This is a genomic window from Mesomycoplasma hyorhinis ATCC 17981 (assembly GCF_000383515.1).
GTDB classification, from domain to species: domain Bacteria; phylum Bacillota_I; class Bacilli_A; order Mycoplasmatales; family Metamycoplasmataceae; genus Mesomycoplasma; species Mesomycoplasma hyorhinis.
In genome coordinates, this window is sequence record NZ_KB911488.1 from 16,536 (window position 1) to 39,211 (window position 22,676).

A 22,676-nucleotide genomic window follows, 5' to 3' on the forward strand; every position below is an offset into this window, starting at 1 on the left:
AGATCAAAATTTCAATGTTATTTTTAGTATTATTAATAATAAAAAATATTCAAATAAAAAACTCTAAAATGTTCAAAAATAAAGCATTTTTGTAATATTTACTAAAAAATAAAGTTCTTTATTTTGCTTTTTAAATCCAAATTTTTCCTATTTTTAAAAATAATAATTATTTTTTTAAAAATTCTAATTTTTAAGCAAAATGATAATTCAAAAGTTTAAAAATTTTTTCAAAGAATAATTTAATAAAAATTCATTGTGTTTGTTTATTTTTCTTATCTTTTTTATTTTAAAATTTTAAAATAACTTATAATTTAGTAAATTTTTATAGATTAAGTTAATAAAAAAATATTTAAAAATAAATAATATATTCTATTATGCGCAACAAAGGAAAATAAAATCGATGAGTATATCGGCAAAACAAAAAGATAAGATTTTTGACAATTATTGTAAAAATAAAACTCAATGCCTGGATTTTGCAGGTAGAGAGATTATTAAAGATCACAAGAAAAATTCACAAGTACAAGAAGAAAACTCTGATCAATTTCCAGGTTTTTGAGATATTGATCATATTATTCCACAAGATATATTTGATAAAATAGATCACTCCAAAATATCTGTTATTAAAAAGTATCTCAATTCAGAAAAAAATTTGCAACCTGTGCATCGTAAGACAAATGAAGAAAAAGGTAATAATTTACACTTTGTAGCTAATAATAAAAAGTGAAGAGTTGTTATTAGTCCATATTCTCCAAATTCAACCAAAAAGCAAAAACTTGAAATAATTCCTTTTGATCAAAAGCTAATCAATAAACAAATTGATGTTCAATCATTGATAAAAGTTAAAGAAACAAAGAAAAATCAAGCACAAGGTAATCAAAAAGCTTCAAAAAATAAAAAAGTTGAAATTGAAGCTTTTAAAAACTTAAATTCATCCGGTGCACTTATTGTTAGTGAACAAAATCAAGCAACATTAGACAAACCCATTCCCACAACCAAATCACTTTTAACTTCGTATAAAAATCAGTTTCATCTTCTTTTTATATTGATAGATAGAGATTTTAATTTTGATCACTTAAATATGATTGAAGATCTTTTTAAATTAAATGATTTAAAAATTCAGTTTTACTTTTCTGAACAAAAATTTTCTAATTCAGATTTAAAATTTTTAACAATATTAGTTAAACATAAATTTAATAATAACAACTTTGGTACTATATTTGAAAGCATAATCGAAGCTTTATCTTTTCTTGAAAAAGACAAACTTAAATTTTCATTAAAAACTTATCCTATATTTTGATCAATTCAAGCAGTTGAAATTAAAGATTTAACTAATTTTAAATCCAATATCTTTGCGCAATTTTACAAATCTCAAGAATCATTTTTAGCTACTAAGAACTTTTTCACCAATGCAAATCTTTTAGTCTCAAATGAAATTAAAAATTCACTTTCTTTAATTTATAATCTTAATTTAGAGCAATGAAATACAGACAAAAATGCTAAATGGTTTTGATTGAAAAAACCATATTAAAAGAGAGAAATTATGACAAAATCAGCAACAGTTTTATTTGTAGGTGATATTTTTTCCAAAGTTGGTATAGCTTGCTTTAAAAAACATTTCCCAATACTAAATCAAAAATATCATTTTGATTTAGTTGTAGTTCAAGGCGAGAATATTTCAGGAAGAAAAGGGCTAAATGAAAAGGATTATTTAGAATTAAAACAAGCAGGTGTGGATGTTTTTACTTTAGGAAACCATGTTTGATCTAATCCTGATATTTTAAAAATAATTAACAACAACGATATGGTGCGTCCTTTAAATATTAATGGGCTTGATTACCCAGGACAAGGAAGTGTAGTTTATAGAAAAAACAACTTAAATTTCCGCATTACTTCACTTTTGGGTATTTCATTTAATGGTTTGATCAAACCGTGAAAACAAGAATATGCAAATAATTTTTTTGATGCTATTGACGCAGTGATTTTAGATGATGAAGCTGATTTTCATCTTGTTGATTTCCACGCTGAAACCACTTCAGAAAAAAATGTTTTATCTATTTACTTAAATGGAAAAATTAATGCAATAGTAGGAACACATACACATGTGCAAACTTCTGATGGAAGAAAATTATCGCAAGGAACACTTTATATAACAGATGTTGGTATGACAGGCCCTAGAAATGAAGCTATTGGTGCTGATTTTTTAAAGGTTTATCAAAAAATGCGTTATGATAAAATGATCAAATTTACAGCGTCAAATAACTACTCACAATTTAATGCTGTTGTTTTAAAATTAAATACAAAATTGGATAATCAAAGTATTGAAGTGATTAATATTATGGATGATATAAACTAAATTAAAATACTCTAAAAATTTTTTAGAGTATTTTTTATAAATGAAGAAAAAAGAAGTAAAGTTGTTCAAAATAAACAAATATGTTTACTTTGAGATTTTTAAAAAAGTCAAAAAATGATATAATTTTTAAATATAAAAAGCACTAGTTACAATTAGTAGTTAGGAGTGAAAATGTCAAATCAAAATTACGAAGCAGAAAGCATACAAACATTAGAGGGACTCGAACCAGTAAGAAAAAGACCTGGAATGTATATAGGTGGAACTGGAATTTTACCATTACATCATCTTATTTGAGAAATAGTTGATAACGCAGTTGATGAAGCTTTAGCTGGATTTGCAAATACAATTACAGTTGAAATCACAACGGATGGTTATGTAAAAGTCTCAGATAATGGTCGTGGGATTCCAGTTGGTATACATCCAAAACATAACGTCTCAGCAGCTGAAGTTGTTCTAACTGTTTTGCACGCTGGAGGAAAATTTGATGGAAGTTCTTATAAAGTTTCCGGTGGTCTTCATGGAGTTGGTGCTTCAGTAGTTAATGCTTTAAGTGCTAATTTAAAAGTATGAATTAAAAGAGATGGCAAGCTTTATTTTCAAGAGTTTGTAGATGGTGGAAAAAAAATAGACGATCTAAAAGTTATAGACACAGTACCTGATTTTTCAACAGGTACTACCATTATGTTTAAACCAGATTTTACTATTATGGAAGTAAATGATTTTCGTTTAGATATTATTTTAGATCGACTCAAGCAGACTGCTTATCTTACAAAAAACTTAAAATTTATTGTCAAAGACCAACGAAATAATTTCGAAAAAGAATTCTTATTTGCTGGTGGAATAATTGATTATGTAAGTGAATTAACAAAAGGTTCTGAAAAAGTGCATGATAATATTATTTACTCAGAAGGTGAGATTTCAACCGATCAATATCACACAAAAGCTGAAATTGCTCTACAATATGTAAAAGAAGATCGTTCTGAAGTTCTAGCTTATACAAACAACATTTACAACCGTGAAGGTGGAACACACGAAACAGGATTGTTTGATGCTTTGTCCAGAATTTTAAATAACTATGCTTTAGAAAATAAATTTTTTAAATCAGATCAAGAAAAATTTTCTCGTGAAGACATTAAAGACGGAATGTATGTTGTTGTTTCAATTAAACATTCAAATCCAATTTTTGAAGGTCAAACTAAAGGAAAATTAAACAACAAAGAAGTTCGTTCTGTAGTTAACAAAATTTTTTCTGAAGTATTTGAAAGATTTTTAGCTGAAAATCCAGATCAAGCAAGAAAAATTATTGAGCGTAACTTGCTTTCACAAAAAGCAAGAAAAGCAGCTGAGTCAGCTCGTGAAGCGATTAAAAGAAAATCACCTTTTGAAATTAATTCATTACCAGGAAAATTAGCTGATTGTACTACAAAAGATGCACAAATTAGCGAACTTTACATAGTTGAGGGTAACTCAGCTGGTGGAAGCGCTAAAATGGGTCGTGATCGTCATTTTCAAGCTATATTGCCACTTAGAGGTAAAGTAATTAATTCACAAAAAACTAATTTTGAAAAAGTGCTTAAAAACGAAGAAATTCTCTCTTTAATTACCGCTTTTGGTACAGGTATTGGTGCAGAATTTAATATCAACAAAATCCGTTATTATAAAATCATCATTATGACCGATGCCGATTCTGATGGTTCACATATTAGAACTTTACTCTTGACTTTCTTATACAGATTTTTCAAACCATTAATTGAATACGGTTTTGTTTACATAGCACAACCTCCACTTTACAAAATTTCAGCAAATAAAAAAGTTGTTTATGCATATTCAGATAAGCAAAAAGAACAAATAATTGAACAAGAATTTTCAAATCAAAAAGTTAGCATTCAAAGATACAAAGGTCTTGGAGAGATGAATCCAGATCAACTCTGAGAAACCACTATGGACCCAAAAACAAGAAAAATGATTCAAGTACAAATTCAGGATGCAATTATTGCTTCACAAGTTTTTGAAGAATTAATGGGAACAGATGTAGCTCCTAGAAAATTATTTATTGAAGAAAATGCAAAATATGCAAAAAACCTAGACTTTTAGTATTATAATTCGAAATTACAACACGTTTTTGTTGTTGTAATTTTTTATTTTTTAAATCAATTAACAAATTTTATTATTTAAGGAAATATTATGAAAATATCAAAAAAATCTTTAATTATTTTATTAGCTTCAGCTAGTGCCATTACTATTAGTTCGCTTGCTATAGGACTAGGTGTAGGATTATCAAAACAAAAAGACAAATTTGCTAATTTAGGCTATCAATTAGAATATAGCAACAGACAAGCGCAAGACAATTTATATAGCATATTTGCAAAAGTCAAATTAGATTCTAAATACAAAAATCAAGTTGTTTTTGCAAAATTTGTAAATGATACTAGTTTAGACAAAATTGTTGCCGTTTCAGTGGATAATGAATCTAATGCTTTGGTAAAGTACCCAATAGTTGAAAGCGGATTTACTAGAGTAGTTTATTTATTAAGCGGACTTTATGTTGATAATCAAGCAAAAACATTAATTAAATCTTTTGAACCAGAAGTAAATCTAAAAAACATTATTTTTAAAGCAACAAATGCAGGAAATCAACTAATTTTTAATCCAATGCTTAGTGCTAATGAAAAGTTTAAATTAACTTTTAAAGACAAAAACAATGCAAAAGAAACAACTTTTGAAGCTTCTACTAATCAAGATGGAGTCATTAATATCGATTCTGAAAAAATTAATTTACAAGGAAATTATCAACTTGTATCCGCTGTTATAGCTAAAAATAATTATTCACTTGATTTTAATTCACAAGTTATCGAAATGAGTTTTTTCAAAAAATCAAATCCTGTAGTACCGACTAGCGATGTTATGATTAAAAATGATAAAGTAGCAATAATAAATAAAATTAACACTCTAGAACTTAGTGATCATAATTTAAAATTTGAAGCTAATATTAAAGATTTTTCACAACTTGCTTTAGATTATGAAGTAGTTTTAACACTAAAAAATCAAAATAAACCTGCAGAATTATTGAAATCAACAGCTAAAATAATGGATAATAAATTAGTGTTTACTTTTGATAATCTTACTTCTAATACAAGTTACCAAATTAGTAATATTTCTTACAAAAATGATTACACAGACAAAATTCTGCTAGATCCAAGCATAAACAAAACCTTTATAACTAATTCAAAACCACTAGATTTTGATTTTTCAAATTTTGCTTTAAAAATCAAGGATAATCACTACAAAGTAAATATTAAATTATCAAGTAAAGACAATCTTTTAGAAGCAAATCAAGCAGTAAATGTTGTTTTTACAAGCGAAGATAAAACTTTGGAACATCCAGCAAAAATAACACAAGATTCTACTAATGATTACAAAATTGAGCTTGAATTAGATAATTTACAACAAGATCAAATTTATAGCTTAGAGATGATTAAACTTGCTTTAAAACCAACAAAAGCATTAAAAAATCTAGGAAAAGCACAAGACAATGTTATCTACAATGCAAAAGATGATTTTGATAAAATCAGTTTTATTAATGAAAAATGACTAAATATTACATTAACAAGAGAAGTTGATCCAAAAACATTAACTGATAAACACTCATCTTACAAAATCAAGCTTAATTTTTCAAAAATTACTCCTACATACTTAAATCATAAAATAGCTTTAGAATACCAAAGTAAAAATAATGATTTAGCTACAACTTCTGAAGTAGAAATTAAAGATTCAAGCACTTTAGATTACACTTTGGATTTAAATAATTTAGTTGTTAATAAAGAATATGAACTAAAATTCTTGATTTTAAAAGATACTAATAACAAAGTTATAAAAATTACAACAAAAGATTTAAACTTAAATGATTCTTTAAAAATCTTGCAAACATTTTCTAATTTTCAAATAAAATCAAGAACAATTAACTCACTAAATGCTAGTGTTGAAATCAATACAGATTTAAATAATTCAAAAGTGGATTTCAGTCAAAATAAACAAGTAAAAGTCTTTTACCAAGAAGTAAATAATTCATCAAACACACATCAAATAACTGGTACAATTAAAGATAACAATAACAACAATAATAAAAAACAACTGGATTTAACATTTAATAATCTAGAATTGAATAAAAAATATAAAATTACTAAACTAGAAGTTACTAATTCAGCTAATGATGCACACAATAATATTGTTTTTAATTTGTTTACCCCTTGAGAACTTGAAAATCAGTTTGAAGTTAGCTCAATTTCAGATTTGAATTTAAAAACAGGACAACTAGATTTTCAAGTCAACACTAACATTGATTTAACTAATAGTAAATACAAATTAATGTTAAAAAATCAAAACAATCAACAAGTTAAAGAGATAGTTACAAACCAAAAAGATAGTATAACTTTTAATAAACAAACTAATATAATAAGTGTGAAATTATCTTCAATTTTTAACCAAGAAGGAAAATACTTAATAGAAAAATTATTAATAGCAAATAATAATAATAATTTTACAAACGCAAAAGAAATTTCACTTTCAAATAAAAACAAAATTTTAGATATTCAAGCATTAGACAATATTGCATCTAAAGTAAAACAACAACTTGAAAAACTCTCAGATAAATCAATTCCATCTTTAGTAAATGTACAAACAGTTTCAAATTTAGTAGATGAAAAATACAAAAATCTTTTGCAATTTAGTGAATTTCAAAATGTTAATAATCAAAATGGTTCTTTGAAATTAAAATATAATATTGAATATTTAGCTAACACAAGATATTTTGATATTTCTTGAAGCAATCTTAATAAAATTATTGATGATAAAGAATTAAATAAACACTGGATTGCTGATGCAACTCAATACGGTAGTTGATGATTGCAATATTACAAACCTGAAAATGTTTTTGCAAATGGTTATTACTGATTTGCTTGACCTGGATCTGCAGATATAAAATTTTATGTAAAACCAAGATCTCAAAATCATAATTTTGTAGGTCAAATTAAACTCAAATTTAAAAATCATCCAGATTATTTCTGACCAGCAAAAGTAGGAGCAGATAAATACATTAAAGATCCTTTTATAGTAAATGTAACTAATAAAAACGGAACTACAACCAAGTTAAGTATCAAACAACAACCAATTCTATCCAGAGATAAATCTATGGTGACTTATACTTTTGATGTAAATGATTATATTAAAAATATTGAAATTGTTTTCCCAAGTGCTCATAATGTAGCTTATGTAAGTATTTTTGATATTTTCTTAACTACTACACAAAAAGATAATGTATAAAATAGAAAATATCAGTATTAAAAACAAATTACAATCTATTAAATACAACATTTAGATTTAAAACAACTACAATAAGAGAAATTGTTTATTAAAAATGTTTTAAATCTAGTAAACAAGTTTGAAATATTGCTTATTATAAGTTGTATAAGGACCAAAGCTTTTTAAAACTACTTTAAAAACGGAATTGAGATATGTTAAAAAACAAAAGTAAATCTAATTCATAGCAAGAAATTAAAGACTTTTGAAGCAGTATTAAAGGTGTTAAAAATTAAGCTTTGTGTTAATATATTTAACTAAACAAAATTAGTGAATAATTTTAAAAACACAAAGAAAAAAGAAGTATTTTCAACAAAAAAACCATCTAAAAATTAGATGGTTTTTTTGTTATTAATAAATGTTTAGTTTTGCTCAATGTGAGTTTTTTAAGTAATGATTAATTCTTAAACTATGGTGATTAATTCTTTCTAAAGATCTTAATACACGACTGTAATCAAAGTCAAGTTCTAATTGAGTTTTTCCTGAACTGGTTTTTAATTTAGCAACATTTTCTTTTGCATATTTAAATGAAAGTTCATCAAAATCGTGACTCATTTCTTCTATGTGTTTACTTTTTTCTTTTTTAAAATACTTAATTTGATCAAGAGAACTTTTTAAAATAGCTTTGTTCATTTTAAGTAATTTAGCAATGTTATCAATTACTTCTTGACTTATTAAAAATTGAGTTTTATTTTTTGGATTATAAACTTTGTCAAGTTCAGCAATAATTTCACTTCCAATATCAAGAATTTTTTCAAGAGATCTAGAAGATAAAATTAAAGACATATGAATTTCAGATTGTTGATTGCTTAGTTGTTGTTGCCCTAATTCTATTAAGTAAAAATAGAGTTTTTTTCTTGCATTGTCAACAACTTCTTCTAGTTGATTATATTGTTCTTTAATTTTGTTACTTCTTTTTTTGGTTAGTTCTTCCATTTTTTCAAGTCCATCAAAAACCATTTTGCCCATAGACATTAAAGCTTGTTTTCCTTGTTCAAGAGCTAAAAATGTATTTGTTTTAATTAGTTCTTTAGAAAGAATAAATCCAAATTTTTTCTCAAAATGGTCATCTTTGATGAGCCAATTTAAAATTTTGACAATGTATCCAATTAAGAAAATATAAATAAAAACTAAAATAGTATTAAAAAGTAAGTGAGCCATAGAAAGCTGAAGTGATGCGGCTTTTAGTGATAAAGGAATTATTAATTCAATTAGTTTACTGTAGTATCCAATAATAGTTAAAATAATTATTGAAATTGATAAGTTGGTAAATCCTCAAACAAGTGCAATTTTTTTAGAGTTTGAGTTTTTTGTTGTAAATGAAACTATAAATCCTGTTATTGTAGTTCCAACATTAGCTCCAAAAACTAAACCAATAGCTGCAGGTAAATTTAAAACTTGTGGATTTGGAATTTCTCATAATCCGGCGCTATTATAAAATTGTCCTTCATAAATACTTTGATATAAAGTAACAGTTGCTGAAGAAGATTGCATTATCCCTGTTAGTGCAAATGAGAAGAAAAATGAAGCTCACGCATTTTTGCCAACTACTTTAACAAATTCTTTAAATTGTTCTTGTTTTACAATTACTTTTGAACCAGCACTTAATAGTTTTAAAGATAAAAATATTAAACCAATAGCAAAAATAATGTAAAAAATGTTAGAAATTTTTTCTTTTTTTATTAGAAGATAGCCAAAAACACCAACTACTAGTAATAAAACAAAATATTCCGTAAAAGCAAATTTTGCCTGAAATGAGACAATTAAGGAAGTGGTAGCGGTTCCAATATTTGTTCCTAATAAAAAAGCAATAGCTCCTCTTAATTTTATTATACCAGCAGCTAAAAGCCCCATAATTAGAGCCATCGAACCATCAGAGGATTGAATAAGTGTGGTAAAAATTATACCAAACATCATTGCAACAAATCTGTTTTCTGAGATTTTAAAAATATGTTTTTTAAACTTAGGACCACTAACTTGTTTTAGTGATGTTGATAAAATTTTGGCTGAAAATATAAACAAACCTAATCCAGCTAGGCCAAAAATAATTGCAGATGCTCATGTATCAAATAACATTAATTTTTATAAATATAAAATTATATTTATGTTTTCGCTCCTTTTGAACATAAGTTCTTATTATAAAAAAATGTATTTTTGTAAAAAAACAAAGATTTTTTAAGATTGATTATTAATTTGTGTTGTTATTAACTGAGGAATTTTCTTGATTTTGTTTAATTTTTTCTTTAACTAAACTTTCTTCGTATTTATTAATTTCTGCTTGGAAATCAATTCCGATAAAACCCTTTACATTAATTCTCCTTTGTGCAAATAAAATCTTTGGATTTTTCTTTATTTGTGAAATAGGTTCTGAATAAAGTCCAGAATAAGAAAATCTAGAATCATCTGGATAGTTGATTCCATTTTCTGGATCTTGAATTCAATATAATTTAAAAATTATATTTTTTAATTCGTGATTTTGATCATCTGCTATTGTATCTTTGTCAAATTCAAAACTAGCTCTTAGTTGAACTCTAAATTGTTGATTTTGCTTAACTTTTTTATCAGCATCAAAGTTATAAACTTCTTTTTCTTTTGTAACTGTAAATTTATCTAGTTGTGCTAATAAGTCTTTTTTTCTTTGAAAATTAGCATCAAAAACTAATGGAACTAATTTAGAGTAATCAATATTTCATCAAAAAGTTCCTAAAGATCCAACAGATTGTTCAACTTTAGGATCTTGGTTTCAACCAAATATTCTAGAAAATAAGTTATATTTTTTGAAAAATGGATTATTTATGTAGAATCCATCTCCATATTTTAAGTATCAAATATTATTTTTAGCTTGATTTTCTTTTCACTTTGCTAAAAAATCACTTGCTTTTAGTTCGGAAATACCATGATAATTGTATCCATATAGAACATCGTTATTATTTTCATCTTTTATAGTAGGATTTGGTTCTTTTGAATTTGGAACTATATCCTTGTTTCTTATTCCTTTTTCAAAAATATTTTGCTGTTCTAATTGTTTTAAATAATAGTATAAAGAATAATCTAATAAATTTATATATAAGTCTTTTCCTTGATTATCTTTTACTTTAACTACATCTTCTCCTTCAATAAATAAAGGAATTTGTATTATTTGATCAAGAAGTTTTTGCTTTGTTAGATTATTTTCGAGTTCTAAAACTTCAGAATTTTGATTATTTTGACAAGAAAAAAGAAGAGCACCTGTGGTTATTGCACCTGTGCTAGCTAACAAAATTTTTAATTTTTTGAAAAACATTAAAATATTTTACTAAAAATTAAAATATTTTTATTAATTAAAATATTTAAATTTTTAAAAATTCTTTAATTTGCTTTACTTTATTTAGTCTTTCTCAAGGAAGATCAATATCATTTCTTCCAAAATGTCCATAAGTTGCTGTTTGTTTATAAATAGGTTTTCTAAGTTCTAAATCTTCTACAAAACCTTTGACACTTGTGTTAAAGACATTTTTAATACATTGAACTATTTGTTCTTCACTAAATTTTCCAGCTTGAATTTGCTCAACAGAAATAGAGATTGGCTCAGCAATTCCGATTGCAAAAGAGAGTTGAATTTCTAGTTCTTTTGCAACTCCTGCAGCTACTAAATTTTTAGCTATTCATCTTGCAAAATAAGCTCCTGAACGATCTACTTTTGTATAGTCTTTTCCACTAAAAGCACCACCACCGTGATGTGCTCTATCTCCATAAGAATCAACTATTATTTTTCTTCCTGTAAGACCTGTATCACCAATGGTTCCACCGATAACAAATTGACCACCTGGATTGATTATTGTTTCAAAATCAAGGTTCAAACCATAATCTTGTGCTATTTTTTGCATTATGTCTTTGTGAATAAATTGTTTAAATTTTTTATCATCAATTTTTGCTTCGTGTTGAACAGACATTATCATTTTTACAATTTTTGGTTGTTCCCAGTTACTAAAATCTACTTCTACTTGTGATTTCATATCAGCTTTTGCATAAGGAAATTTTTTCTTCGATCTTAATTCTTCTGCATATTTAGTTAAAGCATGGGCAAGTGAAGCAGATAAAGGATAAAAGTTTTTAGTTTCTGAACAAGCATAACCATAAACCACCCCTTGGTCTCCAGCTCCTAATGTATCTGATTTGTCAACTTTTTTTGCAATATCAGCACTTTGAGTATTAACATTTGAAATAATAGTAAAATCGTTTTCGTTATATCCAATAGCAAAAACAACTTTTCAAGCTGTTTTTACAACATCAACATATGCTTTTGTGGAAACTTCACCACCAATTATTATTAATCTATTAGAGGCCATTACTTCAACAGCAACTCTAGCGTTTGGATCTTTTGCTAAAATAGCATCTAGTATACTATCACTTATTTGATCACAAATTTTATCTGGATGTCCTTTTCCAACAGATTCAGACACAGATAAATGTCTTCTTTTTAACATTAACATTAAAAATTGTTTCCCCTTGTGTTTTTGTTGTGAATTTGCTAATTTCTATAATTGATTTTTGGCTTAGCTCTTACACACGCAATTGTTATAATTATACATATTTACTTTATTTTATAAATATTTTAAAAGGTGATTAAATGAAGTTAGTTGCACTAAATGATTTACAAATTAGTTTAAATAATTTTAGACACAATGATCTTAATTTTTTAAAAGAAAATATTTTTGAAGAAATTAAAAAAGATAACATTTTTTACAATGATTATTTAGAATTACAACAAATATAAAAACAATGGGATTTTTTGGTTATAGACTAGATTATTTTGATGTTACAAATTTAAAGTTTTTTAATACTTTTAAAAAGCTTGTTTTTTCTATTTTAATTCATGGATATGATGAAAGATTTAGCAAAATTATTGTTTTAAATCAAGGAACTAAGCATATTGTTTTAAAAGGTAACCGTGTTGTTGCTGCTTTAAAATTACTTTATAAAAATCAAATTTTTAAAAAATTAATCAAAAATATGATTATAGATACTAAGGTAAAAAATGAAATTTTTAAATTTTTAAACGAAATTGATGTTCATACTAAAAAGTATCATTTTTCCTTTAAAAATATAGAAAATATTAATGTACTTTCTTGTTTGAAAACTGAAGAAATTATTTTACTTTTAAAAGAAAATATTGAACAAAAAACAGATTGTGTTTTAAATTTAAATTATGGTAAAAAAATTTTAGACATTTACAATATTTTAACTACAAATAAGATCATAACTTATGAGCAATTATTAGAAAATAAACAAGTTCAAGATAATATTTTTCATCTTTTAGGTATTAAAGAGGATCAAATTTGAACTTTATATTTAGACTTTATTTTTATAGAAAATATTTTAAAAATTCATTATGAAAATCAAGATGATATTTTAGAAATTTTAATTAATAAAAACGTTGAAGTCTTAAGTATAAAAAATGCAAAAAAAATTTTAAACAAACTAATAACAAAGTCAAATTTTGAAGCTAATTTAGAGCAAATATTTAATGTTGAATACGATTTAATTCAAAATAAATTAGTTAATAATTGTGAGCTTGAAATAGAAATTGAAAATATTTATAACTTATTATTTAAATTATTTAAAGCAAATGAACAAATTTTCCCAATTAGTGACAATTTTATTAAAAAATTTGCACATTATTTAGGACCAAGACATAATAAAAATTCAAATTGAATTAACATAGGTCAACAAAAATTAAAAAAATGTGAAGAACTAAATTATGACTTTGAAATAAGAGAAAAGTTTTTGCAAAAATTTGAGAGTTTTTTTGATTGAAGTATATCTGAAGTTGAAATTCAGTGCCAATTTAAACATATTTGAAGCTTTTCTTTAATTATGGAGCAGCTCAAGATAAGTAGTGAACATACATATTTTTTAATTCATTAAGTGTTGGAATTCGTGCATTGTATGAATATTTAAATGAAATAATTTTAGTTAGATTTTTAATTTTATACAAAGATGATGTAGAAAAATTTGAGAATTTAATTAATTTAATTATTTTACCAAATACTAATATTGACTTTAAAAATCAAGAAATTAGATATATCTATTTAACCAAAGTTTTAAAAGTTTTTATGTTTAACAAAAAATATAATCACAATGGAATAGATAGATTAAAAAGTTGAAGTCTTTATAAAAATAAAATTAAAACTTCAAATTTGTATGTACAAGCTTTTCATTCAGTTATTAAAAAAGAAGAAACTAATAATTTAAACTTCTATGATTTTAGTCAGTGATATTTTAGTTCTAAAGATTTGTGAAATTTTCATATTCACTCATTTAAAAGTTTTGATTTTATAGAACAAGATTCATCTAATTCTATAGAACAAAAATATAAAAATATAAGAGCAAAAGCAAAGGAATTTGAAGTATTGTTATCAAACATAGATTTCAATGTTATTCAAAATTTCACCCGTGAAATTGCTTCTTTTGCTAGTGTTTTTTTGAAATATATTGAAGATTAATTCCATAAATTGATTTGGTATTTTCACTTCAGACATTTATTTTTTTATCTTTTGCTTCATTTTGAAGGTTTTTGTAGTCAGTATAAAGCTCTTTATGATTTGGATAATAGTATTTTTTCTTTGGTTTATCTACTTGAAAATATCTTAAAACAGCTAAACCATTTTTTAATAATTCAGAAGCTAAATCTTGTTTTTGAATTCTAACTTTAGCCACATATCTATCATATGGATCTTTTTCAACAATAGTTGCATAAGCCAAATTGCTTCATTTTTGAAGTAAATTAGCACTGAATTCTTTAGCTTTACGAGCATAGTAATTTGCTCTTTTTATATTAATAAATCTTGTGTTATTTTTTGGCTCAATTTCTGGAGTATCCACACCAAATAATCTAATTTTATTATCAAAAATATCTTTAAAAGTATCTCCGTCATAATTGCTTTTGATTTTAAAAAGATAGCTGTGACTAACTTGTAAACGAGTCGTTTTTTTAACAATAATTGTTTGTTCGGGTAGTTCTAATTTAGATAGTAATTCTTTTTCATTTTTAATGTTGTCAAGTACAAGGTTATTATTTGGTTGACAAGAAATAAAAGTTGTAGCTAATGTAGAAAAAAGAAGTAAAAAGAAGACTTTTCAGTGTTTAAGAATAATTTTTTAACATCTTTTCAATTTTTCTTTTTTCTTCTTTAGCTTTTTCGCTTTGACGTTTGTCGTATTTAGTTTTACCTTTTGCAAGTGCTAATTCTAGTTTAATTTTTCCTTGCTTTCAGTACAAGGATAAAGGGATTAAAGTAAGTCTATTTGTAGTTTTTTTAAAATGAATTTTTTTCAATTCACTTTTGTGCATAAGGAGTTTTCTTGTTCTTTGTTCATCACCTTTAACTGCCATGTATAAAGAAATATGTGCATTTGATCAATAAAGTTCTAAATCTTTAAAATAAGCAAAAGAATTTTTTAAATTCACTTTATTTGCTCTAATGGATTTTACTTCTCAACCCATTAAACTAATACCTGCTTCAAAAGTCTCTAAAATTTCATAATCATAGTATGCAACTTTATTTTTTGCTATTATTTTCATTATTTTAGCCTTTCTATATATTAAAAAAGTAGAATTACTATAAAATTATTTATTACTAATATTTTCATAATTTTTTTATCAAATTTAAAAAAAGTAAAAAAATATGAATTATTAAAGAAATTATAAAGATAAGTTACTAAAATAAAGGAAAAATAATGAAAAAAAATAAAGATTTAATTAAAGAAACAATTCAACATCTTGAGTTTGACAAGCTAAAAGAAATTGATATTAACAAAGGACTTACAAAACAACAAGTACTTGAACATCAAACAAAATATGGACAAAATATAATTCCAGAAAAAAAGCCAAAATCCTTATTCTGAAATATTATTGATCAACTAAAAGATCCTTTAGTTTTAATTTTGTTAATTGTTGTTATTATTTCTTTTTCAATTACTCTTTATTCTTATGTTCATAATTTATTAGAACCTAAAGAACAAGTTGTTGCTTTTGCTGAACCTTTAGTTATCTTGCTTATTATTTTTTTAAATGTTTTTTTCAAATTAATGCAAGAAATAAAAACTAAAAAAGCCATTTCTTCGTTAAAAAAAATGAATTCATCAGTTGTTAAAACTCTTCGAGATGGCCAAGAAGTTGTAATTGATACAAGTCAAATAGTAGCTGGTGATATTTTGCTTTTAGAACTTGGAAATGTTGTGCCAGCTGATGGTGTTGTAATTGAACAATCAAAATTAAAAGTACAAGAAGCTATATTAACAGGTGAGTCAGAATCAGTTTATAAAAAGAATTTTTCTTTTAAAGATAAAAACGAATTTGAACAAGATCAATACTTTTTGTTTTCTGGTTCAACTATTAGTTCAGGAAAAACAAAGCTTTTAGTAAGTGCAATTGGATCTGATACAAAATTAGGAAAAATTGCTTCATTAATATCAAATACAACCGAAGCATTATCACCTTTACAACAAAAAATTCTTAAATTTTCAAAATTTATCGGATTTTTTGCAGCTATTGTTAGCTTATTTTTTTTCTTTTTATTTATTTTTATAAAAGAGCAAGGTAATTTTGATGCTTGACAAAAAGCTTTAATTATTTCTCTTACTATAGCTATTGGAGTAATTCCAGAAGGTTTAGTTCCTTTAGTAACTATTAGTTTAATTATTGGAGTTAAAAAATTAGCGAAAGAAAAAGCCTTGGTAAAGGATATTTCTTCAATTGAAACTTTAGGTAATATTTCAGTAATTTGTACTGATAAAACAGGAACATTGACTGAAAATAAAATGAAATTAATAGATACTTTTATTTATCAATTAAGTCAGCAACAATTTTGAACATATGCAAGTTTATGTACAGATGCTGTTTATGATTTAAATAATTTAGAAAATAAATCAATTGGAGATCCTGAAGAACTTTTGATTTTAGAAGAATCTCAAAAGTTAAATATTAATAAAAATAACTTTTTAAAAAGTAATCCAAGAATTTTTGAAATACCTTTTAATTCACAAAGAAAAATGATGTCAGTTATTAATAAAATTGAACAAAAAAATATATTAATAGCAAAAGGTGCGCCTGAAATTATTCTAAAAAAATCAGTTAATGTTACTTCACAAATTTTAGAAGTATATGAAAACTTTAATAAAAAAGGTTATCGAATTTTTGCACTTGCTTATAAAGAAATTTCAACTGAAATTGAACAAAAACACTTTGAACATGAAGAAAATAATTTAACTTTTGCTGGTTTAATTATTATGCAAGACAATCCAAGAAAAGGAATCAAAGAAGTAATTGAAAAACTCAAAAATGCTAATATTAAAACAGTTATGATCACAGGTGATCATCCAACAACAGCAAGTGCTATTGCTCAACAAATTAGTTTAATTGATTCAGAACAACAAAGTCTTTCTAAAACTCAATGAGATCAATTAAATGAAGAAAAATGAAGCAAAAATGTTGAAAATTATTTAGTTTATTCAAGAACTACTCCAGAAGATAAAATCAAAATCGTATCTGCTTTACAAGATAAAAAACACATTGTTGCAATGCTTGGAGATGGAGTAAATGATGCTCCTGCACTTAAAAAATCCAATGTTGGATTTGCTATGGGAATTACAGGAACTGATGTGACAAAACAAGTTTCAAATGTAATTTTAGCTGATGATAATTTTGCAACTACTTATAAAGCAATTAAAAATGGAAGAAATGTTATTAATAACATCAAAATTTTGTTTATTTATCTCTTAATTGCGAATTTATGTGCATTGTTAATATCTTTTTTTGGTTTATTTATTTTTAAAAATAATGTTTTTTCAGCTTTACAAATTCTTTGAATTAATGTTGTTTCTGAAACATTAGGTGGTATTGCGATTGGATTATCAAATATTTCAAAATCAGTAATGAATAAAACATTTTTAGAAAATAATAGATCATTGTTTAATAAAGAAATTATTTTGAAAACTTTAATTCTTTCATTTTTTAATACAATAATCACTTTGTTAAGTTATTTTTGAGCACAAAATTTAGTTGCAAATGCAGGTTTAACTTTTGAAGATAAAAGTGTATTTGCTTCTTCGGTAGCATTTATTACTATTTCGATTTCACTTGCAATTAATAGTTTTATTCTAGTTATTCCAAAACCATTAATGCTTGAAAAATGAAGCAAAACTAAATATTTAATATCTGGTTTTTTATTAAGTGTTTTATCCATAATTTTTATTTGTTTTACACCAGGAGTTAATGAAGTATTTCATATTAATTTTTATTTTGATTTGTTAAATAACTCAGATAATATAACAACAAAAGCAATTGTGTTTTCCTTTTTTTTAGGTTTTTTAATTTTTATAGTTGATCAAATTTGAAAATTTGCAGTTTTTATTTATGGAAAAGAGAAAAAAAGTTAGTATAATTTAATACTAATAAATATTTAAATTTTTTAAAGTCAAAACTATAATTTCAAAATCTCAAAGGATTATTATGAAAAAACGTTCAATTTCAATTTTACTTGGAAGTTTAAGTGCTAGTGTGCCGATTGTTTCTTTTGTTTCTTGTTCGGAAGAAGAAGTTTCAAAAATAAGTTTAGTGAATTTGGATTCCAATTCTTTAACAATCAACTTTGACAATATTAAGCTTGAAAACAAAGATAAAACTCCAACAAAGGAAGATATTCAAGCTCTTTATAAATTTCAGCTCAAAAAAGAAAAGGATCAAGACTTTAAAACAGTAACTCCAACAATAAGTTTGATAAATCCAATTAGCTTGGCTACTTCAAATAAAACTTCTAGTTTATCTTTAACTATCTCTGGACTTGAAAAAAATACAAAATATGCTTTTAGAGTTTTAAAAGGTGATGACATTGTGTTATTACCTGCAGAATTACAAACTTTTACAACTAAACCAGCACCTGAACTAAGTAGTATAAACGGTAATATTTTAGCTTCTGACAATACAACCATCAAGTTTTTATGAGTTGATTTAAATCCAGAAGAATTTAAGAACGAAAACAACACTTTATTTTCACTTACATACAAACAAATTTCTGATAACGGTCTTCCTTTAAGTTCTTCTCCTGAACTTATTGCTCAAACAAAAATTAGTTTTCAAGAAAAACAAAATACACAACAAACAACTGCAAATCAAACACAAAACCAAACCAGCCAAGCAAATTCAAACCAAGCAAATAATAACAATATCACAACAGCACAAGAGACTCAAAATGTTTCTAGAATGCCATATTTACTCTTTAAATTACAAAATTTAAAACCAAAATCTGAATACATAATTACAAAAATTTCAAAAGAAAATTCTGCTTTGACAAATAATGCTTCCCAATCTGCTAATGCAACTGCAAACTCAAGCGAAAGTAAAAATCAAATGGATTTAACATTTGAAAAAAACCTACTTCCTTTTAGTTTTTCTACTAAACCAGAAATTGAAAATGTGCAATTATTTAGTTTAGGAAACATTAACGCAGATGGACAAACTTCTGATTTTGAATTTAAAGTAAGTTTTGCAAAAGAAATACAAGATTTTTCTAAAACTAATTATGAAATTTTCCTTCAAGTTTTCACAGCAAAAGATGAAAGTCAAAATCCAACTCCAGAAGATCAAAAAATTTATGTAGCTAGAGCTGAAAGTCCTGTAGTTACAAAAAATGCAGCTGGACAAGATGAAACAAGTAAATTTGACTATATTTTTAAAGCACAATTACCAAGAGGAAAATTCTTTAAAGTTATAAAAGCTACAAATAATAACCAAGCTGTTACCATTTCAGATGCAATTTTAGAAGTAAATTCAGATAGTTTGGAGAATAAATAATAATGAAAACTTTATCATTTGATGTAGTAATAATAGGTTCAGGAATAGTTGGAAGTGCAATTGCTTATGAACTTTCTAAATATAAAATTAAGTTAGCTGTTTTGGAAAAAAATCCTTCATTTGCAAATGAAACTACAGCAACTAATTCAGGAATTATCCATTGTGGTTTTGATGCAGAACCTAACACTTTAAAAGCAAAATTAAATGTTATTGGAAACAAATTATGACAAGAAAAAATCTTTCCAAAAGTTAAATTTCCAAGAAAACAATCTGATTCTGTTGTTATAGCATTTGATGATGAAGAAAGAGCAGAATTATTACATTTATACAACAAAGGAATTCAAAATAATTTAAATCCAAAATCACTTAAAATTCTAGATGAAAAAGCAACTAAAAAACTTTATCATAATTTAAATCCTTTAGTTGTTTCTTCACTAGTTTGTACAAATTCTTGAATAATTGATTCAAAAAAAGCATCCTTAGCCTTTTTACAAATTGCTAAAAACAACGATGCGCACTTATTTGAAAATACAAAAGTTGAAAATATAGAATTTAAAAATAATGTCTTTTTTATTCAAACAAACAATCCAGATTTTGAATTTAAAACAAAAGTTGTTATTAATGCAGCTGGAACTTTTGCAGATGAAATTTCAAAATTAGCGGGTTATCCAGAATTTGAACAAAGATTTTTAAGAGGTCAATATTTAATTCTTTCGCCTTTAAACAACGTTGATGCTAAATCTATTTTCTTTATGACTCCAACTAAATATGGTAAAGGAGTAATTGTAACTACAAAACTTAATGGTAATATTATGGTTGGACCAACTGCTGAAGAACACAATCAAAGAGATGAAGCTAAATCTGTGGATTTAAAACTAGCTAAAAACATTCAAGAAATAGGTCATAAAATCTTCCCTGATTTAAATTTTTCAAATATTATTACTACTTATGCAGCTTCACGTTCAATAGATGTTGCAACTTCAGATTTTATAATTAAAGCAACTGATAAAAACCCTTGCTTTATTAATGTTGCAGGTATGCAATCGCCAGCAATTTCTTCAGCTCCTGCTATTGCAAAAGAAGTTAAAAAACTAGTTCTAAAAGCAAAACTTACATTATCACCAAAAGAGAATTTCAAAGACAAAGCAGAAATTTTATAATAAAAAGAAGTAAATTTTATTTTACTTCTTTTTTATTTTTTATTTTATGTAAAATAATAATATGAAAAAAGAAGAGTTTATAACATATAGACATTATTATAATTTTTATACCAGCCAACCATATTTTATTTGACATAAATTAGATTCTAATACACTAGAAATTCAAGAATATGATGAAGAAAGTGAAGAAAATGAAAAAGGAATTTGAAATTTTAGTTCACTTGAAGATTTAGATGATCCAGAGTTAGAAAAACTTGATTTTTTTAAGATTAATATAAATGTTTTTAGTCAGTATCCTTGATTTTTTCAACAATATATCGAAAAAGAGTACAAGGATAAAAAAATCTACACAATCAAATCCAAATCAACAATTGATAAAATACAAGAAACACAAAGAATTTTGCAATCAGATGAATATGATATTATTTTATTTCCAGTTTTTGAATATAGAAATTGCATTGCAAGACCAGATATTCTTTTTATCAAAGAGAAAAAAATTTCTTCACTCAAACTTAGTACTTCTACAAAAAGAGTTGATTTATTAAAAGCTCATTGACAATTTTGAATAGTAAAAAGTGCTTTATATGATGTTTTTAAATTAGAAGACATTAGTATTTTTTTGCTCGATATTAATCAAGAAATGAAGAAAAATGAAGTACTTTTTAAAGAGGTTGTAAATATAAATGTTAATAAATCAGCAAAAACAACAACAAACAAAGAAGATTTTGAAGCTAAAAAAATTAGCAAACAACAAGGAATGAGTACTGAAGAATTTGAACAAAATCCAACTTGATTAAAATTATCTAATTTTGTAAAAGACAATATGATTCCAACAATTAAAGGAAAAAAACAAAAAACAATTGTTTCAGCGGGCTATTTTTTAGAAATCAATGATGCAATTGATGAAATTATCAAAGCAAAACAGGTAATATCAATTAAACCAGTTAGTGAATTAGATGATGGTTTGTTTCAAAAAAGTCCATTTTTTGTTGATATTGTCAAAGAATTAAATAGCGATTTATCAGGTTTTAGTGGACTTTTTCTTTCAGCTAAAAAAATCATAAAATGTATAGAAAATGAAGAATTTTTGCACGAAATAAAACAAAGTGATGATTATAAATTCTTCAATGAAAAAAACAAAATAGAAATTAATACAGAAAAACAAGAAGCATTACATTCGTATATTCAAAAGTTTTTACAAAAAGATGCAAGGATAATATGATTTGATTTTGAATCTATTTCCTTGCCTTTTCCAAGCATTGATTATACTTTGCCTTATCAGCAAATTGTTTTTCAAGTTTCAATTATTTCTACTATTAATGAAGAAAAAATTCAACAAAGTTTTGATGAAGTTAATTTAGTTTATGATCCTTTAACTTATCATTGAACTAATTTTGTAGATATAATAAAAAGAATTTATTCAGATAAAGCAGATTATTATGTTGTTTTTAACAAAGCATATGAAATAACTAGATTAAATGAGATGTTAGTAATTTTAAAAAAATATCATGATTTAGGTGATGCTCGAGCTAATTATTATCAATGTAAAGAATTTGTAAAACATATCACTGATAACATTATTGATTTACAAGATCCTTTTAGATTTAAATGAATAAAAGTTTCTGATCTTAAAGGTTATTATTCAATTAAGAAAATTGAAAAATTTATTACTCAATATGATTATAAAACCAAAGAAAGAATTATTCCTTACAAAGAATTAGAAGTACAAAACGGAATGCAAGCTATGAATCAAGGAACTTTTAGATATTTAAAAAAAATTGGTGATGTGGCTTGAAAAGAAGTAAAACATAATTTGCAAAAATATTGTCAAAATGACGTTTTAGCAATGTTGATGGTTTGACATTTTATAAAATTAGTACTAAAAATTAATTAGTTGTTAAAAAATAGAAAAAAATTAGTACAAATTAAAGTAAAATTAAGATGTATATATATTTATATATAGTACACAATTAAT

Annotated in this window: 16 protein-coding genes; 11 read left to right on the forward strand and 5 right to left on the reverse strand. The window is 24.9% G+C overall.

Annotated elements, in window-relative coordinates; all coding sequences use genetic code 4:
* Positions 1–400 precede the first annotated feature (400 nt).
* The 4 genes from F801_RS0101390 to F801_RS0101405 all read left to right on the forward strand — a co-directional run bounded on the left by F801_RS0101390 (position 401) and on the right by F801_RS0101405 (position 7,672).
* Entirely contained in the window at positions 401–1,528 is a 1,128-nt protein-coding gene (locus tag F801_RS0101390; protein WP_013302077.1) for a hypothetical protein, read from the forward strand.
* A 12-nt stretch (positions 1,529–1,540) separates the two neighbouring features.
* On the forward strand, positions 1,541–2,353 hold the full coding sequence (locus F801_RS0101395; RefSeq protein ID WP_013302078.1) for a TIGR00282 family metallophosphoesterase: 813 nt from the start codon (positions 1,541–1,543) through the stop codon (positions 2,351–2,353).
* A 171-nt stretch (positions 2,354–2,524) separates the two neighbouring features.
* The gene (locus F801_RS0101400) at positions 2,525–4,447 is read left to right on the forward strand and encodes a DNA topoisomerase subunit B (protein WP_013302079.1); all 1,923 of its coding nucleotides are present in this window, start codon (positions 2,525–2,527) and stop codon (positions 4,445–4,447) included.
* A 90-nt stretch (positions 4,448–4,537) separates the two neighbouring features.
* Positions 4,538–7,672: a DUF1410 domain-containing protein gene (locus F801_RS0101405; RefSeq protein ID WP_020104531.1), complete on the forward strand. Its 3,135-nt coding sequence runs from the start codon at positions 4,538–4,540 to the stop codon at positions 7,670–7,672.
* A gap of 387 nt (positions 7,673–8,059) precedes the next feature.
* Here the strand turns inward: F801_RS0101405 and F801_RS0101410 are convergent, their stop codons facing one another.
* The 3 genes from F801_RS0101410 to metK all read right to left on the reverse strand — a co-directional run bounded on the left by F801_RS0101410 (position 8,060) and on the right by metK (position 12,180).
* Positions 8,060–9,784, reverse strand: a complete 1,725-nt coding sequence (locus F801_RS0101410; RefSeq protein ID WP_015084107.1) for a Na/Pi cotransporter family protein — start codon at positions 9,782–9,784, stop codon at positions 8,060–8,062.
* A gap of 112 nt (positions 9,785–9,896) precedes the next feature.
* Complete coding sequence (locus tag F801_RS0101415; RefSeq protein ID WP_013302082.1) at positions 9,897–10,991, reverse strand: hypothetical protein; 1,095 nt, start codon at positions 10,989–10,991, stop codon at positions 9,897–9,899.
* 46 nt (positions 10,992–11,037) lie between these two features.
* Entirely contained in the window at positions 11,038–12,180 is a 1,143-nt protein-coding gene (metK, locus tag F801_RS0101420) for a methionine adenosyltransferase (protein ID WP_014335537.1), read from the reverse strand.
* A gap of 137 nt (positions 12,181–12,317) precedes the next feature.
* Here metK and F801_RS04355 point away from each other — a divergent pair, with 137 nt between their 5' ends.
* Genes F801_RS04355 through F801_RS0101435 form a run of 3 tightly spaced genes read left to right on the forward strand, consistent with a single transcriptional unit; the run spans position 12,318 to position 14,193 of the window.
* Positions 12,318–12,464, forward strand: a complete 147-nt coding sequence (locus tag F801_RS04355) for a hypothetical protein (RefSeq protein WP_014335536.1) — start codon at positions 12,318–12,320, stop codon at positions 12,462–12,464.
* 5 nt (positions 12,465–12,469) lie between these two features.
* Positions 12,470–13,615 (forward strand): hypothetical protein, encoded by a 1,146-nt coding sequence (locus F801_RS0101430; RefSeq protein ID WP_015084108.1) that lies wholly within the window; start codon positions 12,470–12,472, stop codon positions 13,613–13,615.
* A gap of 17 nt (positions 13,616–13,632) precedes the next feature.
* The gene (locus F801_RS0101435) at positions 13,633–14,193 is read left to right on the forward strand and encodes a hypothetical protein (RefSeq protein WP_014335534.1); all 561 of its coding nucleotides are present in this window, start codon (positions 13,633–13,635) and stop codon (positions 14,191–14,193) included.
* On the opposite strand, the gene F801_RS04495 is transcribed toward F801_RS0101435, so the two are convergent.
* The gene (locus tag F801_RS04495) at positions 14,162–14,845 is read right to left on the reverse strand and encodes a thermonuclease family protein (RefSeq protein WP_308507206.1); all 684 of its coding nucleotides are present in this window, start codon (positions 14,843–14,845) and stop codon (positions 14,162–14,164) included. The two genes, F801_RS0101435 and F801_RS04495, sit on opposite strands and share 32 nt — an antisense overlap.
* Positions 14,835–15,272: an SsrA-binding protein SmpB gene (gene smpB, locus F801_RS0101445; protein WP_013302087.1), complete on the reverse strand. Its 438-nt coding sequence runs from the start codon at positions 15,270–15,272 to the stop codon at positions 14,835–14,837. The genes F801_RS04495 and smpB overlap by 11 nt, the downstream gene beginning before the upstream one ends.
* Positions 15,273–15,427: 155 nt before the next feature.
* On the opposite strand from smpB, the gene F801_RS0101450 reads away from it, so the two are divergent.
* The 4 genes from F801_RS0101450 (at position 15,428) to F801_RS0101465 (ending at position 22,595) form a co-directional block, all read left to right on the forward strand.
* The gene (locus F801_RS0101450) at positions 15,428–18,127 is read left to right on the forward strand and encodes a cation-translocating P-type ATPase (RefSeq protein WP_014335532.1); all 2,700 of its coding nucleotides are present in this window, start codon (positions 15,428–15,430) and stop codon (positions 18,125–18,127) included.
* A 73-nt stretch (positions 18,128–18,200) separates the two neighbouring features.
* Positions 18,201–19,541, forward strand: a complete 1,341-nt coding sequence (locus F801_RS0101455) for a hypothetical protein (protein WP_014335531.1) — start codon at positions 18,201–18,203, stop codon at positions 19,539–19,541.
* Positions 19,542–19,543: 2 nt separating this feature from the next.
* Entirely contained in the window at positions 19,544–20,701 is a 1,158-nt protein-coding gene (gene glpO / locus F801_RS0101460) for a type 2 glycerol-3-phosphate oxidase (RefSeq protein ID WP_014335530.1), read from the forward strand.
* Between the two features lie 61 nt (positions 20,702–20,762).
* Entirely contained in the window at positions 20,763–22,595 is a 1,833-nt protein-coding gene (locus F801_RS0101465) for a DUF2779 domain-containing protein (RefSeq protein WP_014335529.1), read from the forward strand.
* Positions 22,596–22,676 lie beyond the last annotated feature (81 nt).